The sequence below is a fragment of the Paracoccus sp. TRP genome, assembly GCF_000185925.1.
Taxonomy (GTDB): Bacteria; Pseudomonadota; Alphaproteobacteria; order Rhodobacterales; family Rhodobacteraceae; genus Paracoccus; species Paracoccus kondratievae.
Genome location: NZ_AEPN01000011.1, coordinates 59,792 through 85,228, shown reverse-complemented (window position 1 = coordinate 85,228; position 25,437 = coordinate 59,792). Strand labels below are relative to the sequence as shown.

The 25,437-nt window shown below is 63.3% G+C and carries 23 protein-coding genes; 11 read left to right on the top strand and 12 right to left on the bottom strand.

The window, feature by feature from the left end:
• Nucleotides 1-45 precede the first annotated feature (45 nt).
• Entirely contained in the window at nucleotides 46-1,815 is a 1,770-nt protein-coding gene (locus tag PARACOCCUSGL_RS0109055; protein ID WP_010395496.1) for a tetratricopeptide repeat protein, read from the top strand.
• A gap of 15 nt (nucleotides 1,816-1,830) precedes the next feature.
• Here PARACOCCUSGL_RS0109055 and PARACOCCUSGL_RS0109050 read toward each other — a convergent pair whose 3' ends face one another.
• Together PARACOCCUSGL_RS0109050 and PARACOCCUSGL_RS0109045 are read right to left on the bottom strand one after the other, a co-directional pair.
• Nucleotides 1,831-2,499: a hypothetical protein gene (locus PARACOCCUSGL_RS0109050; RefSeq protein ID WP_010395495.1), complete on the bottom strand. Its 669-nt coding sequence runs from the start codon at nucleotides 2,497-2,499 to the stop codon at nucleotides 1,831-1,833.
• 84 nt (nucleotides 2,500-2,583) lie between these two features.
• Nucleotides 2,584-3,240, bottom strand: a complete 657-nt coding sequence (locus PARACOCCUSGL_RS0109045) for a GntR family transcriptional regulator (protein ID WP_010395494.1) — start codon at nucleotides 3,238-3,240, stop codon at nucleotides 2,584-2,586.
• Between the two features lie 192 nt (nucleotides 3,241-3,432).
• On the opposite strand from PARACOCCUSGL_RS0109045, the gene PARACOCCUSGL_RS0109040 reads away from it, so the two are divergent.
• Genes PARACOCCUSGL_RS0109040 through PARACOCCUSGL_RS0109030 form a run of 3 tightly spaced genes read left to right on the top strand, consistent with a single transcriptional unit; the run spans nucleotide 3,433 to nucleotide 7,750 of the window.
• Complete coding sequence (locus PARACOCCUSGL_RS0109040; protein WP_010395493.1) at nucleotides 3,433-4,815, top strand: SLC13 family permease; 1,383 nt, start codon at nucleotides 3,433-3,435, stop codon at nucleotides 4,813-4,815.
• A 36-nt stretch (nucleotides 4,816-4,851) separates the two neighbouring features.
• On the top strand, nucleotides 4,852-6,222 hold the full coding sequence (locus PARACOCCUSGL_RS0109035) for a malonyl-CoA decarboxylase (protein ID WP_010395492.1): 1,371 nt from the start codon (nucleotides 4,852-4,854) through the stop codon (nucleotides 6,220-6,222).
• 16 nt (nucleotides 6,223-6,238) lie between these two features.
• Entirely contained in the window at nucleotides 6,239-7,750 is a 1,512-nt protein-coding gene (locus PARACOCCUSGL_RS0109030; protein WP_010395491.1) for a malonyl-CoA synthase, read from the top strand.
• A 61-nt stretch (nucleotides 7,751-7,811) separates the two neighbouring features.
• On the opposite strand, the gene PARACOCCUSGL_RS0109025 is transcribed toward PARACOCCUSGL_RS0109030, so the two are convergent.
• Nucleotides 7,812-9,188 carry an amidohydrolase family protein gene (locus PARACOCCUSGL_RS0109025; protein ID WP_029371892.1) on the bottom strand — a complete coding sequence of 459 codons (1,377 nt, stop codon included), beginning with the start codon at nucleotides 9,186-9,188 and terminating at the stop codon, nucleotides 7,812-7,814.
• A 108-nt stretch (nucleotides 9,189-9,296) separates the two neighbouring features.
• On the opposite strand from PARACOCCUSGL_RS0109025, the gene PARACOCCUSGL_RS0109020 reads away from it, so the two are divergent.
• Nucleotides 9,297-10,169, top strand: coding sequence for a LysR family transcriptional regulator (locus tag PARACOCCUSGL_RS0109020; protein ID WP_029371891.1), 873 nt, complete (start codon nucleotides 9,297-9,299; stop codon nucleotides 10,167-10,169).
• Here the strand turns inward: PARACOCCUSGL_RS0109020 and PARACOCCUSGL_RS0109015 are convergent.
• The 8 genes from PARACOCCUSGL_RS0109015 to PARACOCCUSGL_RS0108980 all read right to left on the bottom strand — a co-directional run bounded on the left by PARACOCCUSGL_RS0109015 (nucleotide 10,166) and on the right by PARACOCCUSGL_RS0108980 (nucleotide 18,504).
• A complete protein-coding gene (locus PARACOCCUSGL_RS0109015; protein ID WP_010395487.1) occupies nucleotides 10,166-12,037 on the bottom strand; it encodes a sigma-54-dependent Fis family transcriptional regulator in 1,872 nt (623 codons plus the stop codon). The genes PARACOCCUSGL_RS0109020 and PARACOCCUSGL_RS0109015 overlap by 4 nt on opposite strands.
• A 74-nt stretch (nucleotides 12,038-12,111) precedes the next feature.
• Entirely contained in the window at nucleotides 12,112-13,185 is a 1,074-nt protein-coding gene (locus tag PARACOCCUSGL_RS0109010) for a 2,3-butanediol dehydrogenase (protein ID WP_010395486.1), read from the bottom strand.
• An 11-nt stretch (nucleotides 13,186-13,196) separates the two neighbouring features.
• Nucleotides 13,197-13,526: a carboxymuconolactone decarboxylase family protein gene (locus tag PARACOCCUSGL_RS0109005; protein WP_010395485.1), complete on the bottom strand. Its 330-nt coding sequence runs from the start codon at nucleotides 13,524-13,526 to the stop codon at nucleotides 13,197-13,199.
• Nucleotides 13,523-14,311 (bottom strand): SDR family NAD(P)-dependent oxidoreductase, encoded by a 789-nt coding sequence (locus tag PARACOCCUSGL_RS0109000; protein WP_010395484.1) that lies wholly within the window; start codon nucleotides 14,309-14,311, stop codon nucleotides 13,523-13,525. The genes PARACOCCUSGL_RS0109005 and PARACOCCUSGL_RS0109000 overlap by 4 nt, the downstream gene beginning before the upstream one ends.
• A 52-nt stretch (nucleotides 14,312-14,363) precedes the next feature.
• Complete coding sequence (locus PARACOCCUSGL_RS0108995) at nucleotides 14,364-15,467, bottom strand: acetoin dehydrogenase dihydrolipoyllysine-residue acetyltransferase subunit (protein WP_010395483.1); 1,104 nt, start codon at nucleotides 15,465-15,467, stop codon at nucleotides 14,364-14,366.
• Nucleotide 15,468: 1 nt separating this feature from the next.
• Nucleotides 15,469-16,476, bottom strand: a complete 1,008-nt coding sequence (locus PARACOCCUSGL_RS0108990) for an alpha-ketoacid dehydrogenase subunit beta (RefSeq protein ID WP_010395482.1) — start codon at nucleotides 16,474-16,476, stop codon at nucleotides 15,469-15,471.
• A 13-nt stretch (nucleotides 16,477-16,489) separates the two neighbouring features.
• Nucleotides 16,490-17,470, bottom strand: a complete 981-nt coding sequence (locus PARACOCCUSGL_RS0108985) for a thiamine pyrophosphate-dependent dehydrogenase E1 component subunit alpha (protein ID WP_010395481.1) — start codon at nucleotides 17,468-17,470, stop codon at nucleotides 16,490-16,492.
• Between the two features lie 20 nt (nucleotides 17,471-17,490).
• Nucleotides 17,491-18,504 carry an ATP-NAD kinase family protein gene (locus tag PARACOCCUSGL_RS0108980; RefSeq protein WP_010395479.1) on the bottom strand — a complete coding sequence of 338 codons (1,014 nt, stop codon included), beginning with the start codon at nucleotides 18,502-18,504 and terminating at the stop codon, nucleotides 17,491-17,493.
• A gap of 135 nt (nucleotides 18,505-18,639) precedes the next feature.
• Here PARACOCCUSGL_RS0108980 and PARACOCCUSGL_RS0108975 point away from each other — a divergent pair, with 135 nt between their 5' ends.
• Complete coding sequence (locus tag PARACOCCUSGL_RS0108975; protein ID WP_010395478.1) at nucleotides 18,640-19,776, top strand: RNA polymerase sigma 54 subunit RpoN; 1,137 nt, start codon at nucleotides 18,640-18,642, stop codon at nucleotides 19,774-19,776.
• Between the two features lie 4 nt (nucleotides 19,777-19,780).
• Here the strand turns inward: PARACOCCUSGL_RS0108975 and PARACOCCUSGL_RS20440 are convergent, their stop codons facing one another.
• Nucleotides 19,781-20,698, bottom strand: coding sequence for a LysR family transcriptional regulator (locus PARACOCCUSGL_RS20440; RefSeq protein WP_010395477.1), 918 nt, complete (start codon nucleotides 20,696-20,698; stop codon nucleotides 19,781-19,783).
• Between the two features lie 165 nt (nucleotides 20,699-20,863).
• On the opposite strand from PARACOCCUSGL_RS20440, the gene PARACOCCUSGL_RS0108965 reads away from it, so the two are divergent.
• From PARACOCCUSGL_RS0108965 to PARACOCCUSGL_RS0108945, 5 genes are read left to right on the top strand one after another with little or no spacing between them, the layout of a single operon-like run.
• On the top strand, nucleotides 20,864-22,063 hold the full coding sequence (locus PARACOCCUSGL_RS0108965) for an ABC transporter substrate-binding protein (protein ID WP_010395476.1): 1,200 nt from the start codon (nucleotides 20,864-20,866) through the stop codon (nucleotides 22,061-22,063).
• Entirely contained in the window at nucleotides 22,063-22,839 is a 777-nt protein-coding gene (locus PARACOCCUSGL_RS0108960; protein WP_010395475.1) for an ABC transporter ATP-binding protein, read from the top strand. Before PARACOCCUSGL_RS0108965 ends, PARACOCCUSGL_RS0108960 begins: the two co-directional genes overlap by 1 nt.
• Nucleotides 22,836-23,540, top strand: a complete 705-nt coding sequence (locus PARACOCCUSGL_RS0108955) for an ABC transporter ATP-binding protein (protein ID WP_010395474.1) — start codon at nucleotides 22,836-22,838, stop codon at nucleotides 23,538-23,540. Before PARACOCCUSGL_RS0108960 ends, PARACOCCUSGL_RS0108955 begins: the two co-directional genes overlap by 4 nt.
• 1 nt (nucleotide 23,541) lies before the next feature.
• Complete coding sequence (locus PARACOCCUSGL_RS0108950) at nucleotides 23,542-24,429, top strand: branched-chain amino acid ABC transporter permease (RefSeq protein WP_010395473.1); 888 nt, start codon at nucleotides 23,542-23,544, stop codon at nucleotides 24,427-24,429.
• A gap of 1 nt (nucleotide 24,430) precedes the next feature.
• Nucleotides 24,431-25,429, top strand: a complete 999-nt coding sequence (locus tag PARACOCCUSGL_RS0108945; protein WP_010395472.1) for a branched-chain amino acid ABC transporter permease — start codon at nucleotides 24,431-24,433, stop codon at nucleotides 25,427-25,429.
• Nucleotides 25,430-25,437 lie beyond the last annotated feature (8 nt).

Here is a 25,437-nt window from a genome sequence, read left to right as displayed (position 1 = left end):
TCCAAACGACCAAATGAGGCAGGGTGAGGAGTTGGCGTCAGGACGATGTGTGTGCAGTCAAGTCTGTCCGGCCCCAGGCAGCTGGCGGTGCTTTATGCCGATGTGCATGGCTACACGCGCCTTGTCGAAAAGGACGAGGCGGGGACGGTCGCGCGCCTGACCCGGTCCCAGCATCTGATCCGTGGGCTGGTCAGCGATTATGGAGGCGCTGTCGTCAATACGGCGGGCGACGGGTTGGTCGCGGTCTTTGAAGGTGTCCAAAAGGCGCTGCATTTCGCGCTGGCGATGCAGCGCGAACTGGCGCGCGAAACCGCATGGACCGGGGGCGCAGAGCCGATTTATTATCGAGTCGGCATCTCGATCGGTGATGTTTTCGCGGGCAGGGACGGTGTTTATGGCCACACCGTCAATCTTGCCGCCCGGATCCAAAGCTTTGCCGCACCGGGGGGGATCTGTGTCACCGATACGGTTTATCAGCTGGTGCGCGACAATCCGGCGCTGATCCTGCGCTCGCTTGGCCGCAAGCGGCTTAAAAATATCTCGGCCCCGGTCGAGGTCTTTGCCGTCGCCTCGGCCGAGACCGATGCGGCCCTGCCTGCCGGTGCTGATGCCTCGGCCCTTGCCCGGCCGGGGCGCGAGACGATGACAGATGCCTCGCTTGCCGTTCTGCCGCTTGAGAATATTTCGGGCGATCCGAATGATCTTTATATCTGCCGGGGCATCGTCGCCGATCTGATCACCAGCCTGTGCCGGTTCCGCAATCTGATGGTGATTGCGCGCCATTCCTCTTTCGTGGCGGCGGCCGGGGCCAGTTCGCTGCGCGAGATCGGCCGGAGTCTGGGTGTGCGCTATCTGCTTGCCGGCAGCCTGCGCCGTGCCGAAAACCGTCTGCGGATCACCGTGGACCTGATCGAGGCTGAAAGCGAAAATACCCTGTGGTCCGAACGTTACGATGGCACCATGGCTGACATTTTTGATTTTCAGGACGATGTTGCGGCCATGACAGCGGCGCGCGTTGCCATCCAGATCGAGACGCTTGAGCGCCGCCGCCTCGCCGAACAGATCCACCCCGCGCTATATGCCTATGGCCTTGTCCTGCGCGGCCAGGATATGGGCTTTCGCTTTCGTCCAGAGGCGAACCTGCACGCCCGCCGCCTGTTTGAACAGGCGCAAGAGCTGGACCCTCAATACGGCCGCAGTTATGCCGCCATGTCGCGTACCTTTAACGTCGAATGGCGCTATAACTGGACCAACGATCCCGATGCGGCACTGAACCGGGCGCTGGATCTCGCCAAACGCGCGGTTGAATGCGACCATCTGGACGCGCGCGGTTTTTCGGAAATGGGCCTCGCCCATCTTTACAAAAAGCAGCATGACGAGGCGATCGCTGCCTATGAACATGCCCTGGCCCTGAACCCCAATGACGCCGATCTGTTGGCCTATATGGGCGATTGCCTGGCCTATGTCCGTCAGGGTGAGCGTGCGGTGCAACTGATCGAGCGGGCGATCAGGCTGAATCCCTATCACCCCGACGCCTATCTGTGGTTCCTTGGCGACAGCTATTTCCACATGGGCGATTACGCCCGCGCCATCGAGGCGCTTTACCGCATGCGCGACCGGTCCGAGGCCCACCGCCTGCTGGCCGCCAGTCACGCCCTCCTGGGCAATATGGACGAGGCACGCCACCATGCCCGCGAGGTGATGCGCGTGCATCCGAATTTCACCATCGACCATTGGAAGAAGGTGCCGCCCCTGCGCGACCCCGAAGACCTTGATCTTTACGTGGACGCACTGCGCAAGGCAGGATTGAATTAGGCAGGGTCCAGCCCCCTATGAGGCATCATCGGCATGGCGGCCAAGCCCCATCCCCATGCCCATACCTGCACCTGTGCCACCACCGCCCATGCCTGTGCCACCACCCCCGCCAGAGCGGCCGCCGCCCTCGCCCCGGCCGCCGCGCGCACTGCCCGACTGTTGGCGGGCCGGACCCTGCAAGGGGATGGTCACATCGGCCGGGACCGGTCCCAGATCCAGCGCCTTGCGAATGAAATCGCGCAGCGAGATCACCAGTTCGGCAGTATGGATTGGCCGTCCGGCCACCATCTCGGCCGCGGCATGGCTGGCCAGCCGCACCTGCTCTTCGGTCCCCAACAGGATGATATCGGAAAGCGCCGCCTCGACCGCATCGCGGATGCGGCGCGCCCGGTCCGAGCCGGCCGGGCCAGCGGCTTCATCATCTGTCTCCTGCGCGCGCTGGTGCAGATCGCGCAGATGGGATGGGTCGACCAGCAATTCGCCGGTGAATGAGCCGCCCAGAACCTTATAGGCAGCGATCAGCACCCGCAGCCGCTCGTTGATCTGGCGGTTCATGCGCTGCTGGCGCTGTTGGATGGTCAGCTGCATCAGGACCCGGATGCCCACCCCGATCAGCGTGAACAGCGCAATGCCAAGCAGCGTCGTCAGAACCCCATGCCAGGTACTGAAATCGAAATAGCGCATTGGCATCTCCACCGTCCCGTTCAGGCCTTTATTCCATTCCGGGGCGGCTCAGCGCCAGCGCTTTTCCAGGCTGGACATGATTTGTCAGCGTTCCTGACGCAGCGCCGCGATCAGGTCGTGGAAGCGGTCGCCCTGAACGATGACATGACTGCGCAGGGCCTCGGCCGCGCCCTCATCATCGCCCGCGCGTATCCGTGCTACCACCGCGTCATGTTCGGCAAATGACCGCATCATCCGGTTGCGTACCTTTAGCTGCATGCGCCGATAGGGTTGCAGCATGGCATGCAGCCGCGCGGCCTCTTGCGCCAGAAAGTCGTTATGGGTGGCGCGATAGATGCAATGGTGAAAATCCGAGTTGCGGGCGTAATAAGCCTCGACCTCACCGGCCTCGCACAGGCGGCGGCATTCCTCGTGCACATGTTCAAATGCGGCCAGCTCGGCCTCGGTAATGCGACGGGCGGCAAGGCGGCCACAAGTCGCCTCGATCTCGGCCATGACTTCGAACCGCTCGGCCAGTTCGCTGGCGCTCCATTCGGTGACAAAGGTGCCGCGCTTGGGGACCACACGCACCAGACCCGATGCCTCAAGCTGGTGCAGCGCCTCGCGGATGGGCGTGCGCGAGACGTCGAACTCTTGCTCAAGCGCCTCGGGATCCAGCCGCGCGCCGGGCGGATATTTGCCCTCTACAATGGCGTTTTCCAGCGCGTTGCGGATGCGCAGCGTGTTGGGGATTCGCGTCATGGAACGCCTCCTTTGCCTTTTTCCCATAAGATAAGCGGCTTTACGGCTTTTATCCATGTCTTGATTTGTTATATACAACAGCGAAGAATATACGTATAACAGACAGATGTGGATTCGCGCGTCAGAGGAGGGCGCGGGGAACTGACAGGCCGCAACGCGGCAAAAGGAGGTTTGCATGGAGAGGAGCCGCGCATGACCCCACATCTGCTATCAATCTATGTGCTGGCGGGGATGTTCGTCGTCGCCACGATCTGGCCGATCAACATGGGGGTGCTGGCGTTTGTCGGTGCCTTTCTGGTTGGCACACTGCTGGCCGGACAGGCCGCCAAAGAGATTATCGCCGGTTTTCCAAGCGGTCTTTTCCTGACGCTTGTCGGCATCACCTGGTTGTTCGCGCTGGCGCAGAACAACGGCACCATCGACTGGCTGGTGCGCATGGCCGTGCGCGCAGTGCGGGGCCGGATCGGGGCGATTCCGTGGATCATGTTCGTGATCTCGGCCATCCTTACCTCGGTCGGGGCGGTCAGCCCCGGTGCGGTCGCCATCGTTGCGCCCATCGCACTGGGTTTCGCCTTTCGCTACCAGATCTCGCCCCTGCTGATGGGTCTGATGGTCGTGCATGGTGCGCAGGCGGGTGGTTTTTCGCCGATCAGCATCTATGGCGGTATCACCAATGGCGTCGTCGCCAAGGCCGGGTTGCCGCTGTCGCCGATGGCGACCTTTGCCGCCAGCTTTTTCGTCAACGCGGCGGTGGCGCTGTTGCTCTTTATGGTGCTGGGCGGGCGCAAGCTGATGCAGGCCCAGCCCGAGCAGATCGAGCCGGTGACCGTACCGCACCTTGAGATCGCCCGTCCGGCGACCGGGCCGCAGATCTTTGGCGACAGCGAGGCCGAGGCGCTAAGCCGCCGCATCGGCGAAGAAGGCGGCGGCGAATCCCATCGCCTTGTTGCCGAAGAGCCCGAGATCGGGCAGGCCGAAGGCACGCTTTACCAGATCGTAACCCTTGCTGCGCTGGCCCTGCTGGCGGTGCTGGTGCTGGCGCTGAACCTTGATATCGGGTTCGTGTCGCTGACCATCGGCCTTGGGCTCGCGCTTTGGGACCCTACCATGCAGAAACGCGCGATGGCGCAGGTCGCATGGCCCGAGATCATGCTGATCACCGGCGTTTCGACCTATGTCGCGGTGCTGGAGCATATGGGCACCATCGACTTTGTCGGAGACAGCGTCGCTGGCATGGCTTCGCCGCTGCTTGCGGCACTGCTTTTGTTCTTTATCGGGGCGGTGGTCTCGGCGTTCGCCTCGTCTACGGCGGTGCTTGGTTCGCTGATCCCGCTGGCGGTGCCGTTCCTGCAGGGCGATACCGGCGTTGGCGCGATCGGCTTCATCGCCGGGATGGCGGTTGCCTCGACCATCGTCGATGTCAGTCCCTTCTCGACCAATGGCGCTTTGGTCCTTGCCAATGCGCGCGGGATAGACCGTCAGGTATTTCTCCGCAAACTGCTGAACTATGGCGCGCTGGTGACGGTGGTTGCTCCGGTCGTGCTGTGGCTGATCTTCGTCGTGCTGCCGGGGTGATCCCGGCGGCCCTTCTCCAAAACCCGGAGGCCCGAAATGATCAAGACCGTTGAGACCCCGCGCCCCGCCCGCCCGGCCTTTCTGGGCGAGTTGTTCGAGGTGCTGACAGCGCGCGGCCGACGCCTGCTTGGCCGCCGAGATGCCGCAGCCGCAGCCGAGGCGCCCGACCTGTGCGAACTGGGCGAGGCGCTGTTGTCGCGGCGGGGCGAGGCCTCGGGCGTGGTCCTTGCCGAGGGGCTGCTTGCCGCCTTTGAACATGCGGATGAGGCGGCGCGGCTGACCTTTCTGCAAAACCTCGCCGATCATTTCGGCCCCGGGACCGAGGCCGTCCGTAGCGCCCTGCAGGCGGTTGAGCGTGACCCCGACGACATCGACGCCGTCGAGGCCCTGCATGCTGCCGCCGAGCCGCGCCGGCAGGAGCTGTTCCGCCGGCTGAACCTTGCGCCCGGCGGCACGGCGGCGCTGGTGCGCATGCGCGAAGAGCTGTTGCGCCACCTGCGCCATAATCCGGCGCTGAGACGGGTTGATCATGATTTCGCCCATCTCTTTTCGTCATGGTTCAACCGGGGGTTTCTGGTGCTGCGCCATATCGACTGGAACACGCCCGCAGGCATTCTGGAAAAGATCATCCGCTATGAGGCGGTGCATGCGATCCAGAACTGGGACGATCTGCGCAACCGCCTGCAGCCGACCGACCGGCGCTGCTATGGGTTCTTTCACCCGCAATTGGTGGATGAGCCGTTGATCTTTGTCGAGGTCGCGCTGACCGAGGATATTCCCGACAATGTCGCGGGGCTTCTTGATCTGGACCGCCAGCCCATCGCGGCCGAGCGCGCCAGAACGGCAGTGTTCTACTCGATCTCGAACACTCAGCGTGGGCTTGCCGGCGTGTCCTTTGGCAATTTCCTGATCAAACAGGTGGTCGAAGAGCTTAAGGCCGAGCTGCCCAATATCCGCACCTTTGTCACCTTGTCCCCGGTGCCGGGTTTCGCCGCCTGGCTGGCGCGCCAGCGTCAGGATGAAAGCCCGGACCTGATCGACGCCGACCAGCGGCTTGCCTTTGCGTTGCTTGACGATCCCGACTGGCACAAGGACTCCGGGCGCGCCGAAAGCCTGCGCGAGCCTCTGCTGGCTGCCGCTGCGACCTATTTCCTGCGCGCCCGTGATCAGAAAGGCCGGCCTGTCGATCCGGTGGCGCGGTTCCACCTTGGGAATGGTGCGCGGCTAGAGCGGCTGAATTTTCTGGGCGATGTGTCGGCCAATGGGCTTAAACAATCCCATGGGCTGATGGTGAACTATCTGTACGACCTTGGCCGTATCGAGGCGAACCACGAAGCATTTGCCGAGCGCAGCGCCATCGCCGCCTCGGACAGCGTCCGGCGGATGCTGCCGGCCTCTAATCCTTGAATGACGGGGACAACTCATGAGTGATAATCTGTTCGACCTTTTCGCCGCCGGCATCCGCGACCCCGAGGCCGTGGCGATCGAGATTCCTGCGGGCGAGAATATCCGCTATCGCGACCTTATTGCCCGCAGCGGCCATATGGCCAACGCGCTGGTCGAGCTGGGCGTTCAGCCCGGCGACCGCGTCGCGGTACAGGTCGAAAAATCGGTGCAGGCGATTATCCTGTATCTCGCCACCTTGCGGGCGGGGGCGGTGTTCTTGCCGCTGAACACCGGCTATACCCCGGCCGAGATCGCCTATTTCCTGGGTGATGCCCGGCCCAGGCTGTTTGTCTGCGACCCCGCACGGCAAGAGGCGCTGCGCGAGGCGGCCGAGGGCGCCGGTGCGCGCATCGTCACGCTGGACGCCAGGGGGCAGGGCAGCCTGACCGATGCCGCATGGATCGCGCCTGAACCCTTTGCCACCGTGCCGCGCAGCAGCGATGATCTGGCGGCACTGCTTTACACCTCGGGGACGACCGGGCGGTCAAAGGGTGCGATGCTGACCCATGGCAATCTGGTCTCAAACGCCCGGGTGCTTATCGGGGAATGGCGCTTTTCCGACCGCGATGTGCTGATCCACGCCCTGCCGATCTTTCACACGCACGGGCTGTTTGTGGCGACGAATGTGGTGCTGTTTTCGGGCGCCTCGATGATCTTCTTGCCGAAATTCGATGTGGATCAGATCTTTGAGGGCATGTCGCGGGCGACGGTGCTCATGGGGGTGCCGACCTTTTATGTCCGGCTGCTGCAGGATGACATGCTGAACGCCGAGACGACCGCGAATATGCGGCTGTTCATCTCGGGTTCGGCGCCGCTGCTGGCCGAGACGCATCGCGAATGGCGGACCCGCACCGGTCATTCGATCCTTGAACGCTATGGCATGACCGAGACGAATATGAACGCCTCGAACCCCTATGACGGGCCGCGCCTTGCCGGGACGGTCGGCCTGCCCCTGCCGGGGACCGAGATCATCATCACCGATCCCGAAACCGGCGACGAATTGCCCGCGGGGGAAATCGGAATGATCGAGGTGCGTGGTCCGAACGTCTTCAAGGGCTATTGGCAGATGCCCGAAAAGACCGCTGCCGAGCTGCGCGCGAACGGGTTTTTCATCACCGGAGATCTGGGGAAATTCGATGAGCGTGGCTATCTGCACATTGTCGGCCGTGGCAAGGACCTGATCATCAGCGGCGGCTATAACGTCTATCCCAAAGAGATCGAGACCGAGATTGACGCCTTGCCGGGCGTGGTCGAATCCGCCGTGATCGGCCTGCCGCATCGCGATTTCGGCGAGGCGGTGACGGCGGTGGTTGTCGCCTCGGGCAGTCCCGCGCTGACCGAGGCGGACGTTCTTGCCCCGCTGGAAGGGCGGCTGGCCAAGTTCAAACAACCCAAGCACGTGCTTTTCGTCGATGAACTGCCGCGCAATACCATGGGCAAGGTGCAAAAGAACCTGCTGCGCGACCAGTTCGCTGCCCTTTACGACTGACAGGCGCGTGATGGGTAAGGGGCAGGGCGGGTGACCGTCCTGCCCCGTTCACAACGGCTGCTCAGGCCTTGGCAATGTTGCCAAAGACCAGCCGGCCCTTGTGGAAGGTGGCGCTGCGGGGGGTGCGGCGCGCCACCGCCTCGGCCGAGCAGCTTGCCTCGGCCAAAGTGAATTCCGCCTGGTCTCCCGCCTGTGGCCAGACACGCGCACCCGCGTCATTGAGGGGGGTGACATCGCCGGTGGCGATGGCCATGGCGCGGGTCAGGGCGAATTCGTCGCGCCCGCCATAGATCTGGGCGCAAAGGTTGGCCTTTTCCAGCATGTCGCCGGTGCCAAAAGGCGACCAGTGGTCGATCACGCTGTCGGTCCCGCTGATCAGCGTCACACCCTTTTCGCGCAAGCGCGGCAGTGGCATGGTCAGCGCCCCCATAGGCACGGTTGAGGCGACCGTGACACCATGGGCCGCCATGCGCTCGGCCAGCGGATCAAGTTCGGCCTCGCTCAGCGTCGCCAGCGCAAAGGCGTGGCTGAGCGTCAGCCGATCCCTGAGCTGCGGCGTACGCTCGACCGTATCGACCATATAGCGGATCGCCGCGACGCCAGAGGGGCTGGTTTCATGGATGTGGATATCCACGCCCTTGTCGTGGTCCAGCGCGATCTGGAACATCGCATCCAGAGACTTTTCCATCGCGCCATCAACATTGGTCGGATCAAGCCCGCCAACGAATTCGACGCCCATGGCCATCGCCTCGCGCATCAGCCCATCCACCTTGGAATGCAAAAGACCATGTTGGGGAAAGGCAACGATTTCACAATCGAACCTGTCGCTGTAATTTTCCAGTGCAAGTTTCAGATGTTCCAGACTTTTCAGGCCGCTGACCGGATCAATATTGCAATGGCTGCGCGCCATGGTCGTGCCTTGGGACAACAACAGCCCGATCAGTGCTTCGGCCCGCTGTTGCGAAAAGGGCAAAAGCTGCGGCAGCAGTATTTCTTCGCGCGCGATCATGTCCATGATCGTTTTGCCCTGACGCGGCAGAGGGGCACGCCACGGCCCGCCGTAAAAGGTCTTGTCCAGATGGATATGCATGTCGCGAAAAGCGGGCAACGCCAGCCGCCCCCCGGCCGAATAGCGCGCCACGCCAGCGGTCAGCGCCGCGCCCGGATCAAGGATAGCCGCAATCGCGCCATCGCGGATCTCCAGCGTGTAAAGCCCGGTGAGGGTCGCGGCGATATATTCGCCCTCATGTTCAAATCCGTCCTCAAGACGGACGTCGGTCAGGTAGTAATGCGTATCGGGGACCGAGGTGACCTGCTCGCTGTCGGCGGTGGTCTGTGCTGCTGCGGTGCTGCCCATGCCGATCACGGCCGAGGCCGTCATCAGCCCTCCGGTCCCGCACAGAAAGGCGCGGCGGCTGTGGTGGAATTCGTTCTGCATCGGCGTCTCCCCAATCTCATCCTGCGCCATTCTGAATAAGCTCTGACAAGATTATCTGGAAATTAAATGTCCGGATGATAATCATGCGCAAATCGAATGGAGGGGCCGATGCTTGATCCGCGTCTGCTGCGTGCCTTTGTCACCATCGTCGATTGCGGCAGCTTTACCCGCGCGGCCGAGCGGTTGCACATGACCCAATCGACCATCAGCCAGCAGCTGGCGCGGCTTGAGGATGCGACCGGCCATCCGCTGGTCGAACGTACCGCCCGCCCCGTCCTGCCCACCCCACAGGGTGAGAGGCTGCTGGGTTACGCGCGCCGCATCCTTGCCCTTCAGCAAGAGGCCGAGCTGGCGCTTGGTGACCCAAGCGGCACCAGCTCGATCCGGTTGGGTCTGCCAGAGGATATCTTTAACGCCGGGATGTGCGGGATATTTCGCAGCTTTGCCCGCCAGTTTCCGCAGATCCGGTTGGATGTGACTGTCGGCCTTAGTCGCGAACTGATGCGCCGCTATCCCTCTGCCGATCTTGATATCGTCGTGGTCAAAGAGGGCGCCGCCGCCGTCGATTGCCGCGCAAGCTTTACCGAGGCGATGGCCTGGTTTGAAAGCACGCTGCTGCCACGCGACTGGCAGGACCCGGTGCCGCTGGTGGTCTTTCCGCCCGGCGGACTTTACCGCGACGCGATGTTTGAGCGGATCGAACGCGAAGGCAGGCGCTGGTACGTCGCCTTTTCCGGCAGCAGCCTGCACAGCGTGGTCCTGGGGGTCGAAGGCGGGCTTGGCATCACGCTTTTGCCGGTGGCGGCGGTGGCTGGGCTGGGCGCGGACCTGCGCCGCTGCGACGGGTTCGGGGGCGAGCCCGCCATGGTCGTCTCGATCTACGCATGGGAACGGGGCGGGCCGATCGGCGGTCTGGTCGAGCAGATGACCGGTCTGCTGGCCGAGAGGCACCGTCACAGCCTTGATACGGCGGGTGGCTAGGCCCCTTTGGTCAGGCCAAGCCGTCGCATCCGGCGATAGATCGTGCTGCGGTCCACCCCCGCCAGCCGTGCCGCCGCCGAGATATTGCCGTCGCATTCCGCAATCAGCCGGTGCAGCGCCGCCCCCTCGACAGGACGCGCGTCGGGGTTGGTCATGGCGGGGTGACTGATATCGGCGGGCAGATCCTCGGGGCCGACGATTGCGCCATCGCATAGCGCCGCGCAAAGGGTGCATAGATTGACGATCTCGCGCACATTGCCCGGCCAGTCATGGGCCAGAAGTCGCGCCATGGCCTCGGGCGAAAAGCGCGGCTTGCCCTCGGTTGCCTCGGCGATGCGGGTGATCAGCCATTCCCGATCACTGCGCGCCCGGACCGGAGGAATGTCGAGGATCAGCCCGTTCAGCCGGTAATACAGGTCCTGCCGAAAGCGCCCCTCGGCCACCAGCGCAGCCAGATCGCGATGCGAGGCCGAGATGACGCGGATATCCACGGGCTCGGCCCGGGTGGCGCCAACCGGCATCACCTCGCGTTCCGACAGCACCCGCAGCAACCGCGCTTGCAAGGTCAGCGGCATGTCTCCGATTTCATCCAGAAACAGGGTGCCGCCGTGGGCTTCGCGGATCAGGCCCTTTTTGCCGCGGGCATGGGCGCCGGTAAATGCGTTCGGGGCATAGCCAAAAAGTTCGCTTTCAATCAGAGCCTCGGGCAGGGCGGCACAGTTGATGGCAATAAAGGTGCCACGCCGGCGGGACGAGGCATGCATGGCCCGGGCGATGAACTCTTTGCCGGTGCCGGTCTCACCGCGCAGGATGATGCTGATCTGACGATCCACGACCTTGGCCGCGCGTTCCGCCAGACGCTGCATGGCCGGATCGCCGCCATGAACCGCCGCCAAAGGCGCGGGCAGGCGGGGTCCGGCCGCACGTTGCGGCCTGGCCGAGGGCGGCACGGCACGGGCAAAGATCAGCCCGCCCGATTGCATCTCAAGCGCGCCATCGACGGGGGCCATGGCGCGCGACAGTTTGGGCAGATCGTCCAGGTCATGGGCAAAGATGTCGCTGAACCGCCGCCCGATCAGCATGTCGGACCCCTGATGCGCCAAAAGCTCTTGCGCGTTCTGGGTCATGCCGCTGATGCGCCCTTCGGCGCTGATCGCCACCGCGGCCATCGGGTCCACATCCAGAAACTCGGGAGAGGGGTTCAGCCGCAAGATCCAGTCGCCGCGATGGCGGCGGACCAGATTGGCCATCTCGATCCGGCGGGCGCAGGATTTCATTACCTCAAGCGTCAGCGCCTGGCTCATCTTGTCCTGAGGCGCGCTGAGATGGGACAGATCCAGCACTCCGATCAGCTTGCCCTGCGTGTCATGGACCGGAACGGCGGTGCAGGACAGTGGCGTCAGCGCAAGGTCGAAATGATCGGTGCGATGCACGGTGATCGCGCGACCCGTGGCAAGGCAGGCCCCGACGCCATTGGTCCCGACATGGCGTTCATGCCATTCAGATCCGGTGATCAGGCCGGCATGGCGCAGGTCGCGGTCAAGCTCGGCATCCCCGATTGCATCCACCGTCACGCCCCGGGCATTGGACAAAAGCAGCACATAGCCCATGGCATTCACGCGGCGATAAAGATCCTCCATCCCGTGCCGCGCCATGCACAACAGTTCCTCGGATTCCTGTCTGTGCAGACGCAGTTCCTGTTCGGTGACGATGCGCGGGCCGATCTGGCGGCTGGGGTCCAGCTGATGCTCATTCACACAGCGCCGCCATGAGGCCAGAACATCGGCATCGCGGCGCGGCGACGGCGCGCCTTCGGCCACGCGAATGACTTCAAGGACATGCGTCCCCGTATCCGGCATCGCCCGCATCGGCTCCTCCCAAAGCCCCGGCGCGACCATAGCACGAACCGGCCGCGACGGTGCAGAAATCTTGCGCGGCCCGTTTAACGCGACAGGTCGATCAGGATTTTCAGCTGGCTGCCAGCTGGATCAAGCAGGGCGTCGAACCCCTCGCTGACTGCCTGATCCAGAGTGATGCGCTTGGTGATCACCCGGCTGGCCGGGATCGCGCCCGAGGCGATCAGCTCGATCGTGCGTGGCCAGCTATGGGTCGGATAACACCATGAGCCGCGGATCTCGGCATCTTTGAAGGTCAGCTGGAAAAAGTCGATGCTTCCCTTGCCCGGATGCAGACCGGTCTGGACGATGACACCCTGTTTGCGCACCGCATCAAGGCAGGATTGCAGCGCCCGTTCATTGCCGACGCATTCCAGCGCCACGTCGCAGCCAAGGCCCGAACCGGTGGCCTTGCGGACCTGCTCTCCGACGTCCTCGCGGGTGGGGTTTATGGTGACGACGCCCGGCACGACCTCGGCGGCCAGTTTCAGCCGCGTGTCATTCACGTCCGACACAAATAGCCGCGTCGCCCCAAAAGCCCTTGCGGTCAGCAGCGCAAGAATGCCGATGGGACCCGCCCCGGTGACCAGAACCGAGTCCCCCGCCGTGATCCGCCCGCGGTCGCAGGCATAGACGCACACGGCGGTCGGCTCGACCAGCGCGGCCTCTTCGTCGGTCATCCCGTCGGGGATCTTTTCGACGTTATAGTCGTTCAGCAGCGCCATCTCGGCCATCCCGCCCGAGATCCATGACAAGCCGACCAGCGCAAGGCTGCCCGAAAGGTTGTGCCAGCCGCGATCGGCGAAATATTCATCGCTGCGCGGCATGATCAGCGGCTGAACCGCAACGCGGTCGCCGGTCGCGACTTTGGTCACGCCTTCGCCCACCGCGACGACCGTGCCGCCGAATTCATGGCCCAGAACCTGCGGTCCATGAGCGCCGGAACAGGGGTGTGGTTCGATCGGGATAAAGATCGGCCCCGAGGCATATTCATGCAGATCAGTGCCGCAGATCCCGACATGGCTGTTGCGGATCAGAACCTGACCGGGACCGGGCTGGGGTGGTTCGGGAATATCCTCGATACGCAGATCGCGGGCGGCATGGAAACGTAATGCTTTCATGGTTTTTCCCTTTAAAGTTCATCAAATGCTGCAAGGGCTTTTGCGGCATAGACCGTCCCGGGACCACCTGACATTTCGACGGCTACGGCCAGCACCTCCAGCAACTCGTCGCGGCTGGCGCCATGGGCCTTGGCTTCATTGGTGTGAAAGATGACGCAGTCCTCGCAGCCGCGCCCGATGGCGACGGCAAGGGCGATCAGTTCTTTCATCGCGGCGCTGATCCGGCCTTCGCGGGTGGCTGCGACCATCAGCCCGCGAAAGGCGGACATGGTCTTGGGATCGGCCTTGTATAGCGTGGCTGCACGCGCATTCATCTCGGTCAGTTTCTGTTTCGCGGTCATATCAGCACCATGCCTCCATCGACGACCAGGCTTTGCCCGGTCATGTAATTCGATCCGTCCGAGACGAGAAAGACCGAGACACCGGCCAGATCGTCGGGGCGCGAGGGGCGGCCAAGCAGGATCCCGGCCGAGAATTCATCGAAAGCCTGATTGTCGTGCTGGGTCAGCCCCTCATCCTTGAAGCCCCTGTCGATCAGTTTCCACATATCGGTGGCGACCACGCCCGGGCAGATCGCGTTGACGCAGATACCGTGGCTGCCAAAGGCCCGCGCTGCGGCCTGGGTCAGTGCCACGACCGCGAACTTGCTGGCCGAGTAATGGGCCAGCGGTTCATAGCCCTGTTTGCCGGCGATGCTTGCGGTATTGACGATCTTGCCGCCGCCGCCCTGGGCAATGAACTGTTTCGCGGCCTCCTGAATGCCGATCAGCACGCCCATGGCGTTCACATCCATGACGCGATGCCAATCTTCCTCGGTGATGTCGCTGAATGGTTTGACCTGTGCGATACCTGCATTGTTGAACATCGCGTCCAGCCGCCCGTATTCGGCGACGGTACGGGCAATCAGCTCGCGCATGCTGGTACGGTCGGTCACATCAACGGCAATGCCTATTGCCTGACCGCCGTCGGCGCGGATCTCGGCAGCTGTGGCCTCGGCGCTGTCTATGGCGATATCGGCGATCACCACATGAGCGCCGGCCTGTGCCAGACCTGCGGCTATGGCGCGCCCGATGCCGCGGCCAGCGCCGGTGACGATGACCGAGCGGCCCTTGACGGAATTGCTCATGTCCTTCCCTCCCTTATTGCAAAGGGCCGCCCCCTTGGGGACGGCCAGCGGTTCAGGCGATAAAGTCGCGGATAAGGCGGTTTACCTCGGCTGCTTGCTCCATCTGGACCATATGGCCGGCGTCGGGGATGACGTGACACGTGGCCGAGGGCAGGTTTTCGGCATGAGCGGCGGGAATGATCGCATCGCCCTGACCCCAGATCACCTGCGTGCGCACGCCCGAGGCGGCCAGCGCCCCACCCATCTCTGCCGCTTGCCTGCCAGCACTAAAAAGGCTGCCTGCAAGTTCAGAAAGAAATTCAGAAACATCATCCAGTCTTTTGTATTTCAAAAGATCTTCAATCATTGAACGACTGACAAGAGACTGGTCGTTGAACAGATGCGCCAGCACCGGCTTAAGCTCTTTGCGCCCGGCGGCATTGACGAAACCGTCGATGTAATCGCTGTTGATCTCGGGGCCGAGACCTGCCGAACAGATCAGCGTGACCGAGGCCGCGCGTTCGGGATGCCGCGCAGCCAGAGTGCCGGCGACAAGCCCGCCCATCGAGTGACCTGCCAGATGGGCACGTTCAAGCCCCAGATGATCCATGAAGGCCGTGACGGTCTCGACCAGCAGATCCAGCCCGGCGGGACGTGCCGATTTCACCGACTGGCCATGGCCGGGCAAGTCCGGCGCATAGACGGGGCCACCCTCGGCCAATGCGTCGATGTTGAAAAGCCAGTTGTCCAGATCGCCGCCAAAGCCGTGGATCAGGATCAGCGCTGTGCCTTGGCCCGGCCTTTCGGCATAGCGGATCCGGCCCATGGAAAGATCGGCATATTGATAGCTTGGACCGGCCGCCTCATCGTCGCTTCCTGCCGCAGGGGTGGCATAAGAGGCGACATAGGCGTCGATTTCGGCATCCGTGACGTTTTCAGGCGCCATCACCGCCAGCAAAGCGCGGACGGGATAGGTCTCGCCCTCGGCGCCGATGCGGCGGCGTAACAGGCCGCCGTCGGCCGCCTCGACCACATTGGCGATCTTGTCGGTCTCGACATCCATGATCTCATCGCCGGGGCTGATCGTGTCGCCTTCCGAGACATGCCAGGCGGAAAGCTTGCCCTCTTTCATCGAGAGGCCCCATTTCGGCATCAGGATCGGGGTGATATCGGCCATGTCAGTTCTCCATCGTCTTGCGGACGGCCTCGGCGATGCGGGTGGCCGAGGGGACGTAGCTGTCCTCAAGCGAGGGCGAGAAGGGTACCGGCGCATGGGGCGGCGTCACCATCTGCACCGCCGCCTTGAGCGCGTCAAAGGCCTCTTGCGCCACGGTTGCCGATATGTCGGCGGCGATCGAACAGCGCGGGTTCGCCTCATCGACGCAGATCAGCCGTCCGGTCGCCTCGACGCTTTCCAGGACCGTGTCCATGTCGATGGGTGACAGGGTGCGCAGATCGATCACCTCGACCCCGATACCTTCCTTTTTCAGCAGATCGGCAGCCTCAACCGAGCGTCCGACCATCTGGCCATAGGTGACGATGGTGGCGTCGCCGCCTTCGCGGACGATGTTCGCCTCGCCAAAGGGGATGGTATAGGGTTCTTCGGGGACGTCGGCCGTGCTGGCGTAAAGGTTCTTGTGCTCAAGAAAGATCACCGGGTCATTGTCCCGGATCGACTGGATAAGCAGCCCCTTGCAGTCATAGGCATTCGAGGGGCAGACGACCTTGAGCCCCGGGATATGGGTGAAAAGCGGGGTCAGCATCTGGCTGTGCTGGGCAGCGGCGCGAAAGCCCGCCCCGCACATCGCCCTGATTACCACCGGAGTTTCGGCCTTGCCGCCGAACATGTAGCGAAACTTGGCCGCCTGGTTGAATATCTGGTCAAGGCAGACCCCGATGAAATCGACGAACATCAGTTCGGCCACCGGTCGCAGCCCTGCCGTCGCCGCCCCGATTGCCGCGCCGACATAGGCGCTTTCGGACAAAGGTGTGTCGATCATCTGGTTGGGGTGTCTGGCATAAAGCCCCTTGCTGACCCCCAGAACGCCACCCCAGGCGTCGTCTTCGCCCTTGGCGCCGGCGCCGCCGACGATATCCTCGCCCATCATGATCACGGTGGGGTCGCGGGTCATTTCCTGATCCAGCGCCTCGTTCACCGCGTCCTTCATGCTGATGATGCGTGCCATGGTGAGCCCTCCCTCAATAGGTCACATAAACGTCGGTTGTCAGTTGCCCGGGGCCGGGCAGCGGTGCGGCCATCGCCCCGGCCACGGCCTCGTCAATCAGGGCCGCCACCTCGGAATCGATGGCGTTCAGCTCATCATCCGAGATCACGCCCGCCTGTGTGACCTTCTGGCGAAACAGCTTGAGGCAATCGTTGTGTTCGCGGTTGTATTCATTCTCGCCCGGAGCCTTGTAGGTCTGGGCATCGCCTTCGAAATGCCCAAAAAAGCGCACGTTCTTGCATTCAAGCAGCGTCGGCCCGCCGCCTTCGCGGGCGCGGCGGATGATCTCGCCAGCAGCCTCGTAGACCGCGAAAAAGTCGATGCCGTCGACGGTGATGCCCGGCATGCCAAAGCCCGTTGCCCGGTCCACATAGCTGTCCGAGGCGGTGGCGTAATCGACCGAGGTCGACTCGGCATAGCCGTTATTTTCCACCACAAAGATCGCGGGCAGGTTCCAGATCGCGGCCAGGTTCATGCTTTCCAGCACCGTGCCCTGGTTCGAGGCGCCGTCGCCGAAAAAGGTGATCCCGACCCCGTCATGACCAAGCTTTTGCGCCGCCAGCGCCGCGCCGCAAACCAGGGGCGCACCAGCACCAAGGATGCCGTTCGCACCCATCATGCCCAGCGACAGATCGGCGATATGCATTGAGCCACCCTTGCCCGCGCAACAGCCGGTCGCCTTGCCATAGATCTCGGCCATCATCGCCTTCACATCGACGCCCTTGGCGATGCAATGGCCATGGCCGCGATGGGTCGAAGCGATGCGGTCGCGGTCGTGCAGATGCATCATGATGCCCACTGCCGTCGCCTCTTCGCCGGCGTAAAGGTGGACAAAGCCGGGGATCTCGCCACGGGCGAAATCGACATGCAGCCGCTCTTCGAAATCGCGGATGGTGCGCATCTTGCGATAGGCTTCGAGCAGCCGTTCCTTGGGTAGGGGAAACGGATTGGACATGAACTCCTCCCTTGTCCGGTTCAGTCTGGATTGCGGATAAACAGTCCGGCCTGCGCGGCACGGGCCATGCAGGCGGGCACATTGATTGTGCGGAAGGCATCGGGGATCAGCCGCACCCCGACCCGGTCGCCTTCGTCAAAGGTCAGCTCGCGCTCTCCGTCAAAGGCCAGGGTGCCGGCTTGGATCGAGGGCCGGTGCGTCTCACCCGGGGTCATCCGCGTGACCTCGGAAATGCCGACACGGTCGATCAGCCCCGGCGCAATCGGTGCCGTCAGTTGGCGTGGCGCGTCGGCCGACAGGCGGATGTGCCGCCCCTCGGGCGCATCGCGGTCCACCGGGTCGCAAAGCCCCGCGATGGCTGACATGCCGATCGCCTGCGGCAGGCCGAAAGTCACGAAGAGATCGCGGAAACCGGCGGTTTTCCAGATCGCGCGTGCGCCGGTATAGCGGTCCTCGACGACAGCGACATCGACAAGCGCGATCTCTCGCCGGGTGCCAAGCGTCACCTCAAGCCATTTGTTCGCCCTTAGCGCCACGTCGCCCGGCACCTGTCCCGAGGCGAATAACCCGACTGCGAGGCCAGTGATCGTCGGCTCGCGCAGTTCGGGAAAGGCATTGTTGGTCCCGGTCGAGACCCCCGCCACAGGCACATCGCCGCAGGCGCCGACCACCACCCGGTTGGTGCCGTCGCCGCCCAGCACCACGATAGCCGCGACACCTTCCGCAGCCATCATCCGGGCGGCGCGGGCGCTATCCTCGGGCGTGGCGGTAACGGGCATGTCGAGATAGCGCAGGCGGGGGAAAACCCCCTGTCCAAGGCGCTGTTCGCGCTGGATGCTGCGTTCCAGATGAAAGCGGATGCCGCCATGTTCGGGCATGGCGACGACCTCATCAACGCCGGTTGCGGCCAGTCCGGCCATCATGCGCAGCACGATGTTGGCCCGATCGTTGATGGGCAGGTTCCCTGCATGAGAGATCACCCGCCGGATGTCGCGGGCAGAAACCGGATTGGCGATGATGCCGACCTTGACCATGTTCGTCCTCCCTGCCCATCATGCAAGCAACGCCGGTGCCAAATTCGGCAGGCCAGTTTTGCTGGGATTTCCGTGGGCAGGTGTTGCAAGGCGGTGCAACACTGTGGCGCAACAGGTCGGGACAGAAAGGGCAGGATGCAAAGTCAGGAACAGCGCCAGATCCGCGGCCTTGCGTTAAGCCAACAGATGCGGCTGTCGCTTGATTTGTTGCGCATGGACGGCGCGCGCCTGCGCCGCAGATTGCGGCTGGAGGCGGCGCGCAACCCTTGTCTTGAGCTGATCGAGGCGGCGGATGCACTGTCCCCCCGACAGGCGCTGACGGATCAGATCGGCCTGTTGCGCCTTTCCGGGGCGGATGCCGGGCTTGCCCGCGCTTTGGTCCATTGCCTTGATGATCACGGCTGGCTGGTTGATCCCCTGCCCGAAATTGCAGGCTGGCTGGATGTGCCGGATGCGCGGATCGAGGCGCTTTTGCCGGTATTGCAGGGGCTTGAGCCGCCCGGCGTCTTTGCCCGCGATCTGGCGGAAAGTCTGCGGTTGCAATTGCGAGCGCGCGGGCGACTGGACCCGATGATCGAGCGGCTGCTTGGGCGGCTGGACCTTGCCGCCGCAGGCGATCTGGCAGCAATTCAGGCCCATTGCGGATGCGATGGTGAGGATGCGGCAGGAATGCTTGCCGATCTGCGCGCCCTGTCGCCCTATCCGCTGGCTGAGGGCGCAGTCCCCGCTGCGCCGCCCGAGCTGGAGTGGACCCCCGACGGCGGTGTCCGACCGCTTGATGCCCCCGCCCTTGGCCTGCGTCCAGAGGGGAGGGCTGGGGACACGGCCCTGGCCCGCGCGCTGGTTTCAGCGTGTCAGGCACGGGGGGCAAGCCTGTTGCGCATCGCCTCGGCCACGGCGGAGGTTCAGGCGGGATGGCTACGCGGAGAGGGGGCGTTACGGCCGCTGACCCTGTCTGATCTGGCCGCGCGGCTGGGGCTGGCAAAAAGCACGATCAGCAGGGCGGTCGCCGGGGTGGCCATGCGCAGTCCGCGCGGTACCGTGCCTTTGCGCAGGTTGCTTTTGGCACCTGCCAGCCCGCGAAACCCGGGCATTGGGCGCGAGGCGGCATTGGCGGCACTGCGCGGGCTGATCGCGGAATGGCCGGCAGGTCAGCGGATCTCGGACGCGGCGCTGACGCAGGCACTTATGGGGCAGGGCGTTACCTTGTCGCGTCGGACAGTGGCGAAATACCGGGCTGAACTGGGCGTTTCCGGCTGGGGGCGGGGCTAAAGCGTCAGCCCGGTCCGGGATGGCCGATCGGGCGCGACAGCAGGTGACCGCGCTCGGCCAGCCTCTGGGACAGAAAGCCGATCACCGCGCGCACCCATTGCGTGACCCGCATATCTCGATGACAGGTCAGCCAATAGGTACGCGTCAGCCGTACCTGATCGGGCAGCACGATCTGCAGCTCGGGGTATTTCGCTGCCACATACCAAGGCAGAATTCCAATGCCGAGCCCATTACGAACCGCCGACAGTTGGTTGAATATGCTGGAACTTTTAACGCTTGCCCGGATCGAGGGATGAACTTCGCCCAGATAGTCCAGGCCGGGGGCAAAGATCATCTCTTCGATATAGCCGATAAAGCGCATCTGGCGCAGATCTTCGGGGCTGTTGATTGGCGGCAGGCTTTTGAGATGTTCGCGAGTCGCGTAAAGGTGCAGCGTGTAATCGGCCAGCCGTTCGGACCGATAAGGGCCGCTTGTCACCGGGTCCAGCGTGATCGAGATATCCGCCTCGCGCCGCGATAGCGACAGCACCTGAGGCATGGCGATCAATTCGGGCGAGATCAGCGGAAAGCGGGCGATGAAATCGGGCAGAAGGTGCGTGGAAAACAGACTGCTGAACCCCTCGGGCATGGCCAGCCGCAGCGGACGGGGCTGACCGGGCGCGCTGCGCTGGTCCAGCGGGATCAGCCCTGCGGCCTCTTCCATGCGCTCGGCCGCCTCGATCAGGCGCTGACCCGCCGGGGTCGGCTCATAGCCGCGCGGATTGCGTTCGAACAGGCGGGTATTCAGTGCCTGTTCCAGCCGGTCGATGCGGCGCGAGACGGTAACATGCGAGGTTCCGAGCGAGCGTGCGGCGCGTGAGAGCTGTCCATCGCGTACCACCGCCAGAAAGAATTGCAGGTCATCCCAGCTCAGATTTGCCATTTGTTCATAAATGCACAGGTCCTGTAAGTAATTAAACCTCTCTGAACACTTGTGTCAAAACCGAATTCTCGGCATCGTTCTGTGCAAGAGGGCGGGGATGGAGTCGCCCTCGACTGTAATGGGACAGCATTCCCGGTTGAAGGGATGCGCCTTTGGGAGGAAATGATGCGTAAGTTTTTGCTGTCGACCGCCGCGGTCGGCCTTATTGCCGCGCCTGCCGTTGCCGAGGTTTCGGACGGCGTGGTCAAGATCGGGATCCTGAACGACCAGTCCGGGGTCTATGCCGACTTTGGCGGCAAATATTCCTATGAGGCCGCCAAGATGGCGGTCGAGGATTTCGGCGGCAAGGTGCTTGATGCCTCGATCGAGGTTGTCACCGCCGACCACCAGAACAAGCCCGACATCGCCTCGAACATTGCGCGCCAGTGGTATGATACCGAAAAGGTCGATGCGATCATGGAGCTGACGACCTCTTCGGTCGGTCTGGCGGTGCAGGCGCTGAGCCAGGAAAAGAAAAAGATCACCATCAACACCGGCGCAGCCACGACCGAGCTGACCGGCCCGCAATGTACCCCCTATGGTTTCCACTGGGCCTATGACACCCATGCGCTGGCCGTCGGCACCGGCGGTGCGCTGGTGAAGGCGGGCGGGGACAGCTGGTTCTTTCTGACTGCCGACTATGCCTTTGGCTATTCGCTGGAAGAGCAGACCGGCAATTTCGTCAAATCGCAGGGCGGCACGGTCGTCGGTGCGGTGCGTCACCCGCTGGCGACGACGGATTACTCGTCCTTCCTGTTGCAGGCGCAGTCCTCGGGTGCCAAGGTCATCGGCCTTGCGAATGCCGGTATGGACACCCAGAACGCCATCAAACAGGCGGCTGAATTCGGCATCACTGCGGGCGGTCAGCGCCTTGCCGCGCTGCTGTTCACGCTGGCCGAGGTTCATGGCATCGGGCTGGACGCCGCGCAGGGGCTGACCCTGACCGAAAGCTTTTACTGGAACCGCACTCCGGAATCGCGCGAATTCGGTGAACGCTTCAAAGAGCGTACCGGCGTCATGCCGAACATGGTTCACGCCGGCACCTATTCGGCCGTGACCCAGTACCTGAAGGCGATCCAGGAAGCTGGTACCGACGAAACCGAGGCGGTCGCCGCCAAGCTGCACGAAATGCCGGTGAACGACGTCTTTGCCCAGAACGGCAAGGTCGGGCCGAACGGGCGGCTGATCAAGGACGTCTACCTGATGGAGGTCAAGGCGCCGGGCGATGTGAAAGAGGACTGGGATTACTATAACGTCCTTGCCACTATCCCGGGGGACGAGGCTTTCCTTAATCCCGCCGAAAGCGGCTGTCCGCTGGTCAAGTGATGGCATTGTCTGTGGCAACGCAGGCCGGGCCGCGGGTGGTTCTTTCCGCCCGTGGCCTTGGCAAGGATTTCTCGGGTTTCACGGCGGTGAATGGCGTCGATCTTGATGTCCATCACAGCCGTATCCACGCCCTGATCGGGCCGAACGGGGCAGGCAAGACGACAGTCTTCAACCTGCTGACCAAGTTCCTGCAACCGACGCGGGGGCAGATCACATTGCTTGATCAGGACATCACCCATACCCGCCCCGACAAGGTGGCGCGGATGGGGTTGGTCCGCTCGTTCCAGATCTCGGCAATCTTTCCGCATCTGACCGTGCGTGAAAACGTCAAGGTTGCGCTGCAACGCCCGGCAGGGCTGGCGACGCAGTTCTGGCTGCCGCTATCCTCGCTTGACCGGCTTGATGCGCGCGCCGATGAACTGATCGAAAAGCTGGGCCTGTCGCGCTGGCGCGATTATCGGGCGGCGGATCTGTCCTATGGCCGCAAGCGCGTGCTTGAAATCGCGACGACGCTGGCGCTTGACCCCGCCGTCCTGCTGCTGGACGAGCCGATGGCCGGCATGGGGCAAGAGGACGTCGCCATGGTCGCCGATATCATCCGCGACGTTGCCAGCGAACGCGCCGTGCTGATGGTCGAACACAACCTCAGCGTCGTGGCCGATATCTGTCACCACGTCACCGTGCTGCAACGGGGCGAGATCATTGCGACGGGCGATTACGCCACCGTCTCGGCCGATCCGCGCGTGCGCACCGCCTATATGGGGTCCGAAGCATGAGCGCGCCGCTTCTGAACGTTGGCGACCTGCAGGCCTGGTATGGCGAAAGCCATGTCCTGCACGGCGTGAACATGACCGTCGCCGAGGGCGAGACGGTCTGCATTCTTGGCCGTAACGGCATGGGCAAGACCACCACCCTGCGCACGATCATGGGGATCTTGCGCAAACGGACCGGGCGGATCGAATTCGCCGGCCGCGACATGATGGGGGTGCCCCTGCATCACACGGCCCGCGCCGGGCTGGGCTTTGTCCCTGAAGAGCGCGGCATCTTTGCCAGCCTCTCGGTCGAGGAAAACCTGATGCTGCCCCCCAAAGTGGCCGAAGGCGGCATGTCGGTCGATGAGATCTACGAGCTTTTTCCGAACCTGCGCGAAAGGCGCAACAGTCAGGGCACCAAGCTGTCGGGGGGTGAGCAACAGATGCTGGCCATGGCGCGCATCCTGCGCACCGGCGCGCGCTGCCTGCTGCTGGACGAGCCGACCGAGGGCCTTGCCCCGGTCATCATCGACGCCATTGGCGAGGTGCTGAAAAAACTCAAGAGCCGGGGCATGACCGTGGTGCTGGTCGAGCAGAACTTTCGCTTTGCCGCCAGGGTCGCCGACCGTTTCTATCTGATGGACCACGGCCGGATGACGGCGGAATTCCCGGTCGCCGGGCTGCCGGCGCAGATGGACATGCTGCATCGGGAACTGGGGGTATGACATGACCATGATCTTTGGCGTGCCCGTGCAGGCCCTGATGGGGCAGTTGCTGGTCGGGTTGATCAACGGCAGCTTCTATGCGCTTCTTTCGCTGGGGCTGGCGGTGATCTTTGGCCTTTTGCGGGTCATCAACTTTGCCCATGGCGCGCAATACATGCTGGGCGCCTTTGTCGCGCTGCTGCTGTTGACGGTGGGCGGTATCAACTACTGGCTGGCGCTGATCCTTGCGCCGCTGATCGTCGGGCTGTTCGCGGCGCTGGTGGAAAAGACCATGCTGTCGCGGCTTTACCGGCTTGATCCGCTGTACGGGCTGCTTTTCACCTTTGGCCTTGCGCTGGCGATCGAGGGGACCTTCCGCTGGTTCTTTGGTGCCTCGGGCAAACCCTATGCGCCGCCGTCGCAACTGACCGGAGCGGTGAACCTTGGCTTCATGTTCCTGCCCGTCTATCGCGGCTGGGTGGTCATCGCCTCGCTGGCCGTCTGTCTTGGGGTATGGCTGCTGATCGAGCGGACCCGGCTGGGCGCCTATCTGCGCGCAGCGACGGAAAACCCGGTGCTGGTGCAGGCATTTGGCGTGAACGTGCCGCTGCTTTTGACGCTGACATATGCGCTTGGCGCGGGGCTTGCGGGCTTTGCCGGGGTGCTGGCAGCGCCTGTCTATCAGGTCTCGCCGCTCATGGGGTCAAACCTCATCATCATCGTCTTTGCCGTAGTGGTGGTCGGCGGCATGGGTTCGATCCTGGGCGCCATCGTCACCGGCTATCTTCTGGGCGTGGTCGAGGGGCTGACCAAGGTCTTTTACCCCGAAGCCTCGAATATCGTGATCTTTGTCATCATGGCTATCGTGCTGATCCTGCGGCCTGCGGGCCTTTTCGGAAAGGATGCCTGACATGGCCGCTAAATCCGAACCCATCGCGACCGAACAGGTCGCAGCCCACCCCCGCGCCGGGCAGGTGCGGCTGGTGCTGCTGGTGATCGCGCTGGCCGCCCTTTTGGCGGCGCCGCTGTTTCTTTATCCGATCTTCCTGATGAAGCTGCTGGCCTTTGCGCTGTTCGCCTCGGCGTTCAACCTGCTCCTGGGCTATACCGGGCTTTTGTCCTTTGGCCACGCGGCCTTTTTCGGGGGCGCCGCCTATTTCACCGCCCATGCGGTCAAGGTCTGGGGCTGGTCGCCCGAGGCGGGCATCCTGCTGGGCGTGCTTGGCGCGGCGGCGCTGGGGCTGGTGATGGGCGCCATCGCCATCCGCCGTCAGGGGATCTATTTCGCCATGATCACGCTGGCGCTGTCGCAGATGTTCTTTTTCTTCTGCCTGCAAGCGCCCTTTACCCATGGTGAGGACGGGATCCAGTCGGTGCCGCGCGGCCATCTGTTCGGCGTCATCGACCTGAACCAGCCGCTGAACATGTATTACTTTGTCCTTGCGGTCTTTGTGATCGGGCTGCTGATCATCTGGCGCTTTGTGAACTCGCCCTTTGGCATGATCCTGAAGTCGATCCGCGAGAATGAAAGCCGCGCGATCTCGCTTGGCTATTCGGTCCAGCACTACAAGCTTGGCGCCTTTGTCATGTCGGCGGGGCTGGCGGGGCTTGCGGGTGGGGTCAAGGCGCTGATCTTTCAGTTCGCCACGCTGACCGATGTGACCTGGCAGATGTCGGGCGAGGTGATCCTGATGACGCTTTTGGGCGGTATCGGCACGCTGTTTGGGCCGATTGTCGGCTCGGGGCTGGTGGTGACGCTGCAAAACGTGCTTGCCACGTCGGATTTCCCGGTCACCATCATCACCGGGCTGGTCTTTATGGTCTGCGTGCTTTTGTTCCGCAGGGGCATCGTGGGCGAGTTCTGCGCCACGAAACTTGGCAAGATGCTCGGCTTCCGAACCGAAAATTGACGGCAAGG

Excerpts from the sequence above, each read along its gene's own strand:
- PARACOCCUSGL_RS0109055 (WP_010395496.1), top strand. The coding sequence starts at position 46 with ATGTGTGTGCAGTCAAGTCTGTCCGGCCCCAGGCAGCTGGCGGTGCTT.
- PARACOCCUSGL_RS0109050 (WP_010395495.1), bottom strand. The coding sequence starts at position 2,499 with ATGCGCTATTTCGATTTCAGTACCTGGCATGGGGTTCTGACGACGCTG.
- PARACOCCUSGL_RS0109045 (WP_010395494.1), bottom strand. The coding sequence starts at position 3,240 with ATGACGCGAATCCCCAACACGCTGCGCATCCGCAACGCGCTGGAAAAC.
- PARACOCCUSGL_RS0109040 (WP_010395493.1), top strand. The coding sequence starts at position 3,433 with ATGACCCCACATCTGCTATCAATCTATGTGCTGGCGGGGATGTTCGTC.
- PARACOCCUSGL_RS0109035 (WP_010395492.1), top strand. The coding sequence starts at position 4,852 with ATGATCAAGACCGTTGAGACCCCGCGCCCCGCCCGCCCGGCCTTTCTG.
- PARACOCCUSGL_RS0109030 (WP_010395491.1), top strand. The coding sequence starts at position 6,239 with ATGAGTGATAATCTGTTCGACCTTTTCGCCGCCGGCATCCGCGACCCC.
- PARACOCCUSGL_RS0109025 (WP_029371892.1), bottom strand. The coding sequence starts at position 9,188 with ATGCAGAACGAATTCCACCACAGCCGCCGCGCCTTTCTGTGCGGGACC.
- PARACOCCUSGL_RS0109020 (WP_029371891.1), top strand. The coding sequence starts at position 9,297 with ATGCTTGATCCGCGTCTGCTGCGTGCCTTTGTCACCATCGTCGATTGC.
- PARACOCCUSGL_RS0109015 (WP_010395487.1), bottom strand. The coding sequence starts at position 12,037 with ATGCGGGCGATGCCGGATACGGGGACGCATGTCCTTGAAGTCATTCGC.
- PARACOCCUSGL_RS0109010 (WP_010395486.1), bottom strand. The coding sequence starts at position 13,185 with ATGAAAGCATTACGTTTCCATGCCGCCCGCGATCTGCGTATCGAGGAT.
- PARACOCCUSGL_RS0109005 (WP_010395485.1), bottom strand. The coding sequence starts at position 13,526 with ATGACCGCGAAACAGAAACTGACCGAGATGAATGCGCGTGCAGCCACG.
- PARACOCCUSGL_RS0109000 (WP_010395484.1), bottom strand. The coding sequence starts at position 14,311 with ATGAGCAATTCCGTCAAGGGCCGCTCGGTCATCGTCACCGGCGCTGGC.
- PARACOCCUSGL_RS0108995 (WP_010395483.1), bottom strand. The coding sequence starts at position 15,467 with ATGGCCGATATCACCCCGATCCTGATGCCGAAATGGGGCCTCTCGATG.
- PARACOCCUSGL_RS0108990 (WP_010395482.1), bottom strand. The coding sequence starts at position 16,476 with ATGGCACGCATCATCAGCATGAAGGACGCGGTGAACGAGGCGCTGGAT.
- PARACOCCUSGL_RS0108985 (WP_010395481.1), bottom strand. The coding sequence starts at position 17,470 with ATGTCCAATCCGTTTCCCCTACCCAAGGAACGGCTGCTCGAAGCCTAT.
- PARACOCCUSGL_RS0108980 (WP_010395479.1), bottom strand. The coding sequence starts at position 18,504 with ATGGTCAAGGTCGGCATCATCGCCAATCCGGTTTCTGCCCGCGACATC.
- PARACOCCUSGL_RS0108975 (WP_010395478.1), top strand. The coding sequence starts at position 18,640 with ATGCAAAGTCAGGAACAGCGCCAGATCCGCGGCCTTGCGTTAAGCCAA.
- PARACOCCUSGL_RS20440 (WP_010395477.1), bottom strand. The coding sequence starts at position 20,698 with ATGGCAAATCTGAGCTGGGATGACCTGCAATTCTTTCTGGCGGTGGTA.
- PARACOCCUSGL_RS0108965 (WP_010395476.1), top strand. The coding sequence starts at position 20,864 with ATGCGTAAGTTTTTGCTGTCGACCGCCGCGGTCGGCCTTATTGCCGCG.
- PARACOCCUSGL_RS0108960 (WP_010395475.1), top strand. The coding sequence starts at position 22,063 with ATGGCATTGTCTGTGGCAACGCAGGCCGGGCCGCGGGTGGTTCTTTCC.
- PARACOCCUSGL_RS0108955 (WP_010395474.1), top strand. The coding sequence starts at position 22,836 with ATGAGCGCGCCGCTTCTGAACGTTGGCGACCTGCAGGCCTGGTATGGC.
- PARACOCCUSGL_RS0108950 (WP_010395473.1), top strand. The coding sequence starts at position 23,542 with ATGACCATGATCTTTGGCGTGCCCGTGCAGGCCCTGATGGGGCAGTTG.
- PARACOCCUSGL_RS0108945 (WP_010395472.1), top strand. The coding sequence starts at position 24,431 with ATGGCCGCTAAATCCGAACCCATCGCGACCGAACAGGTCGCAGCCCAC.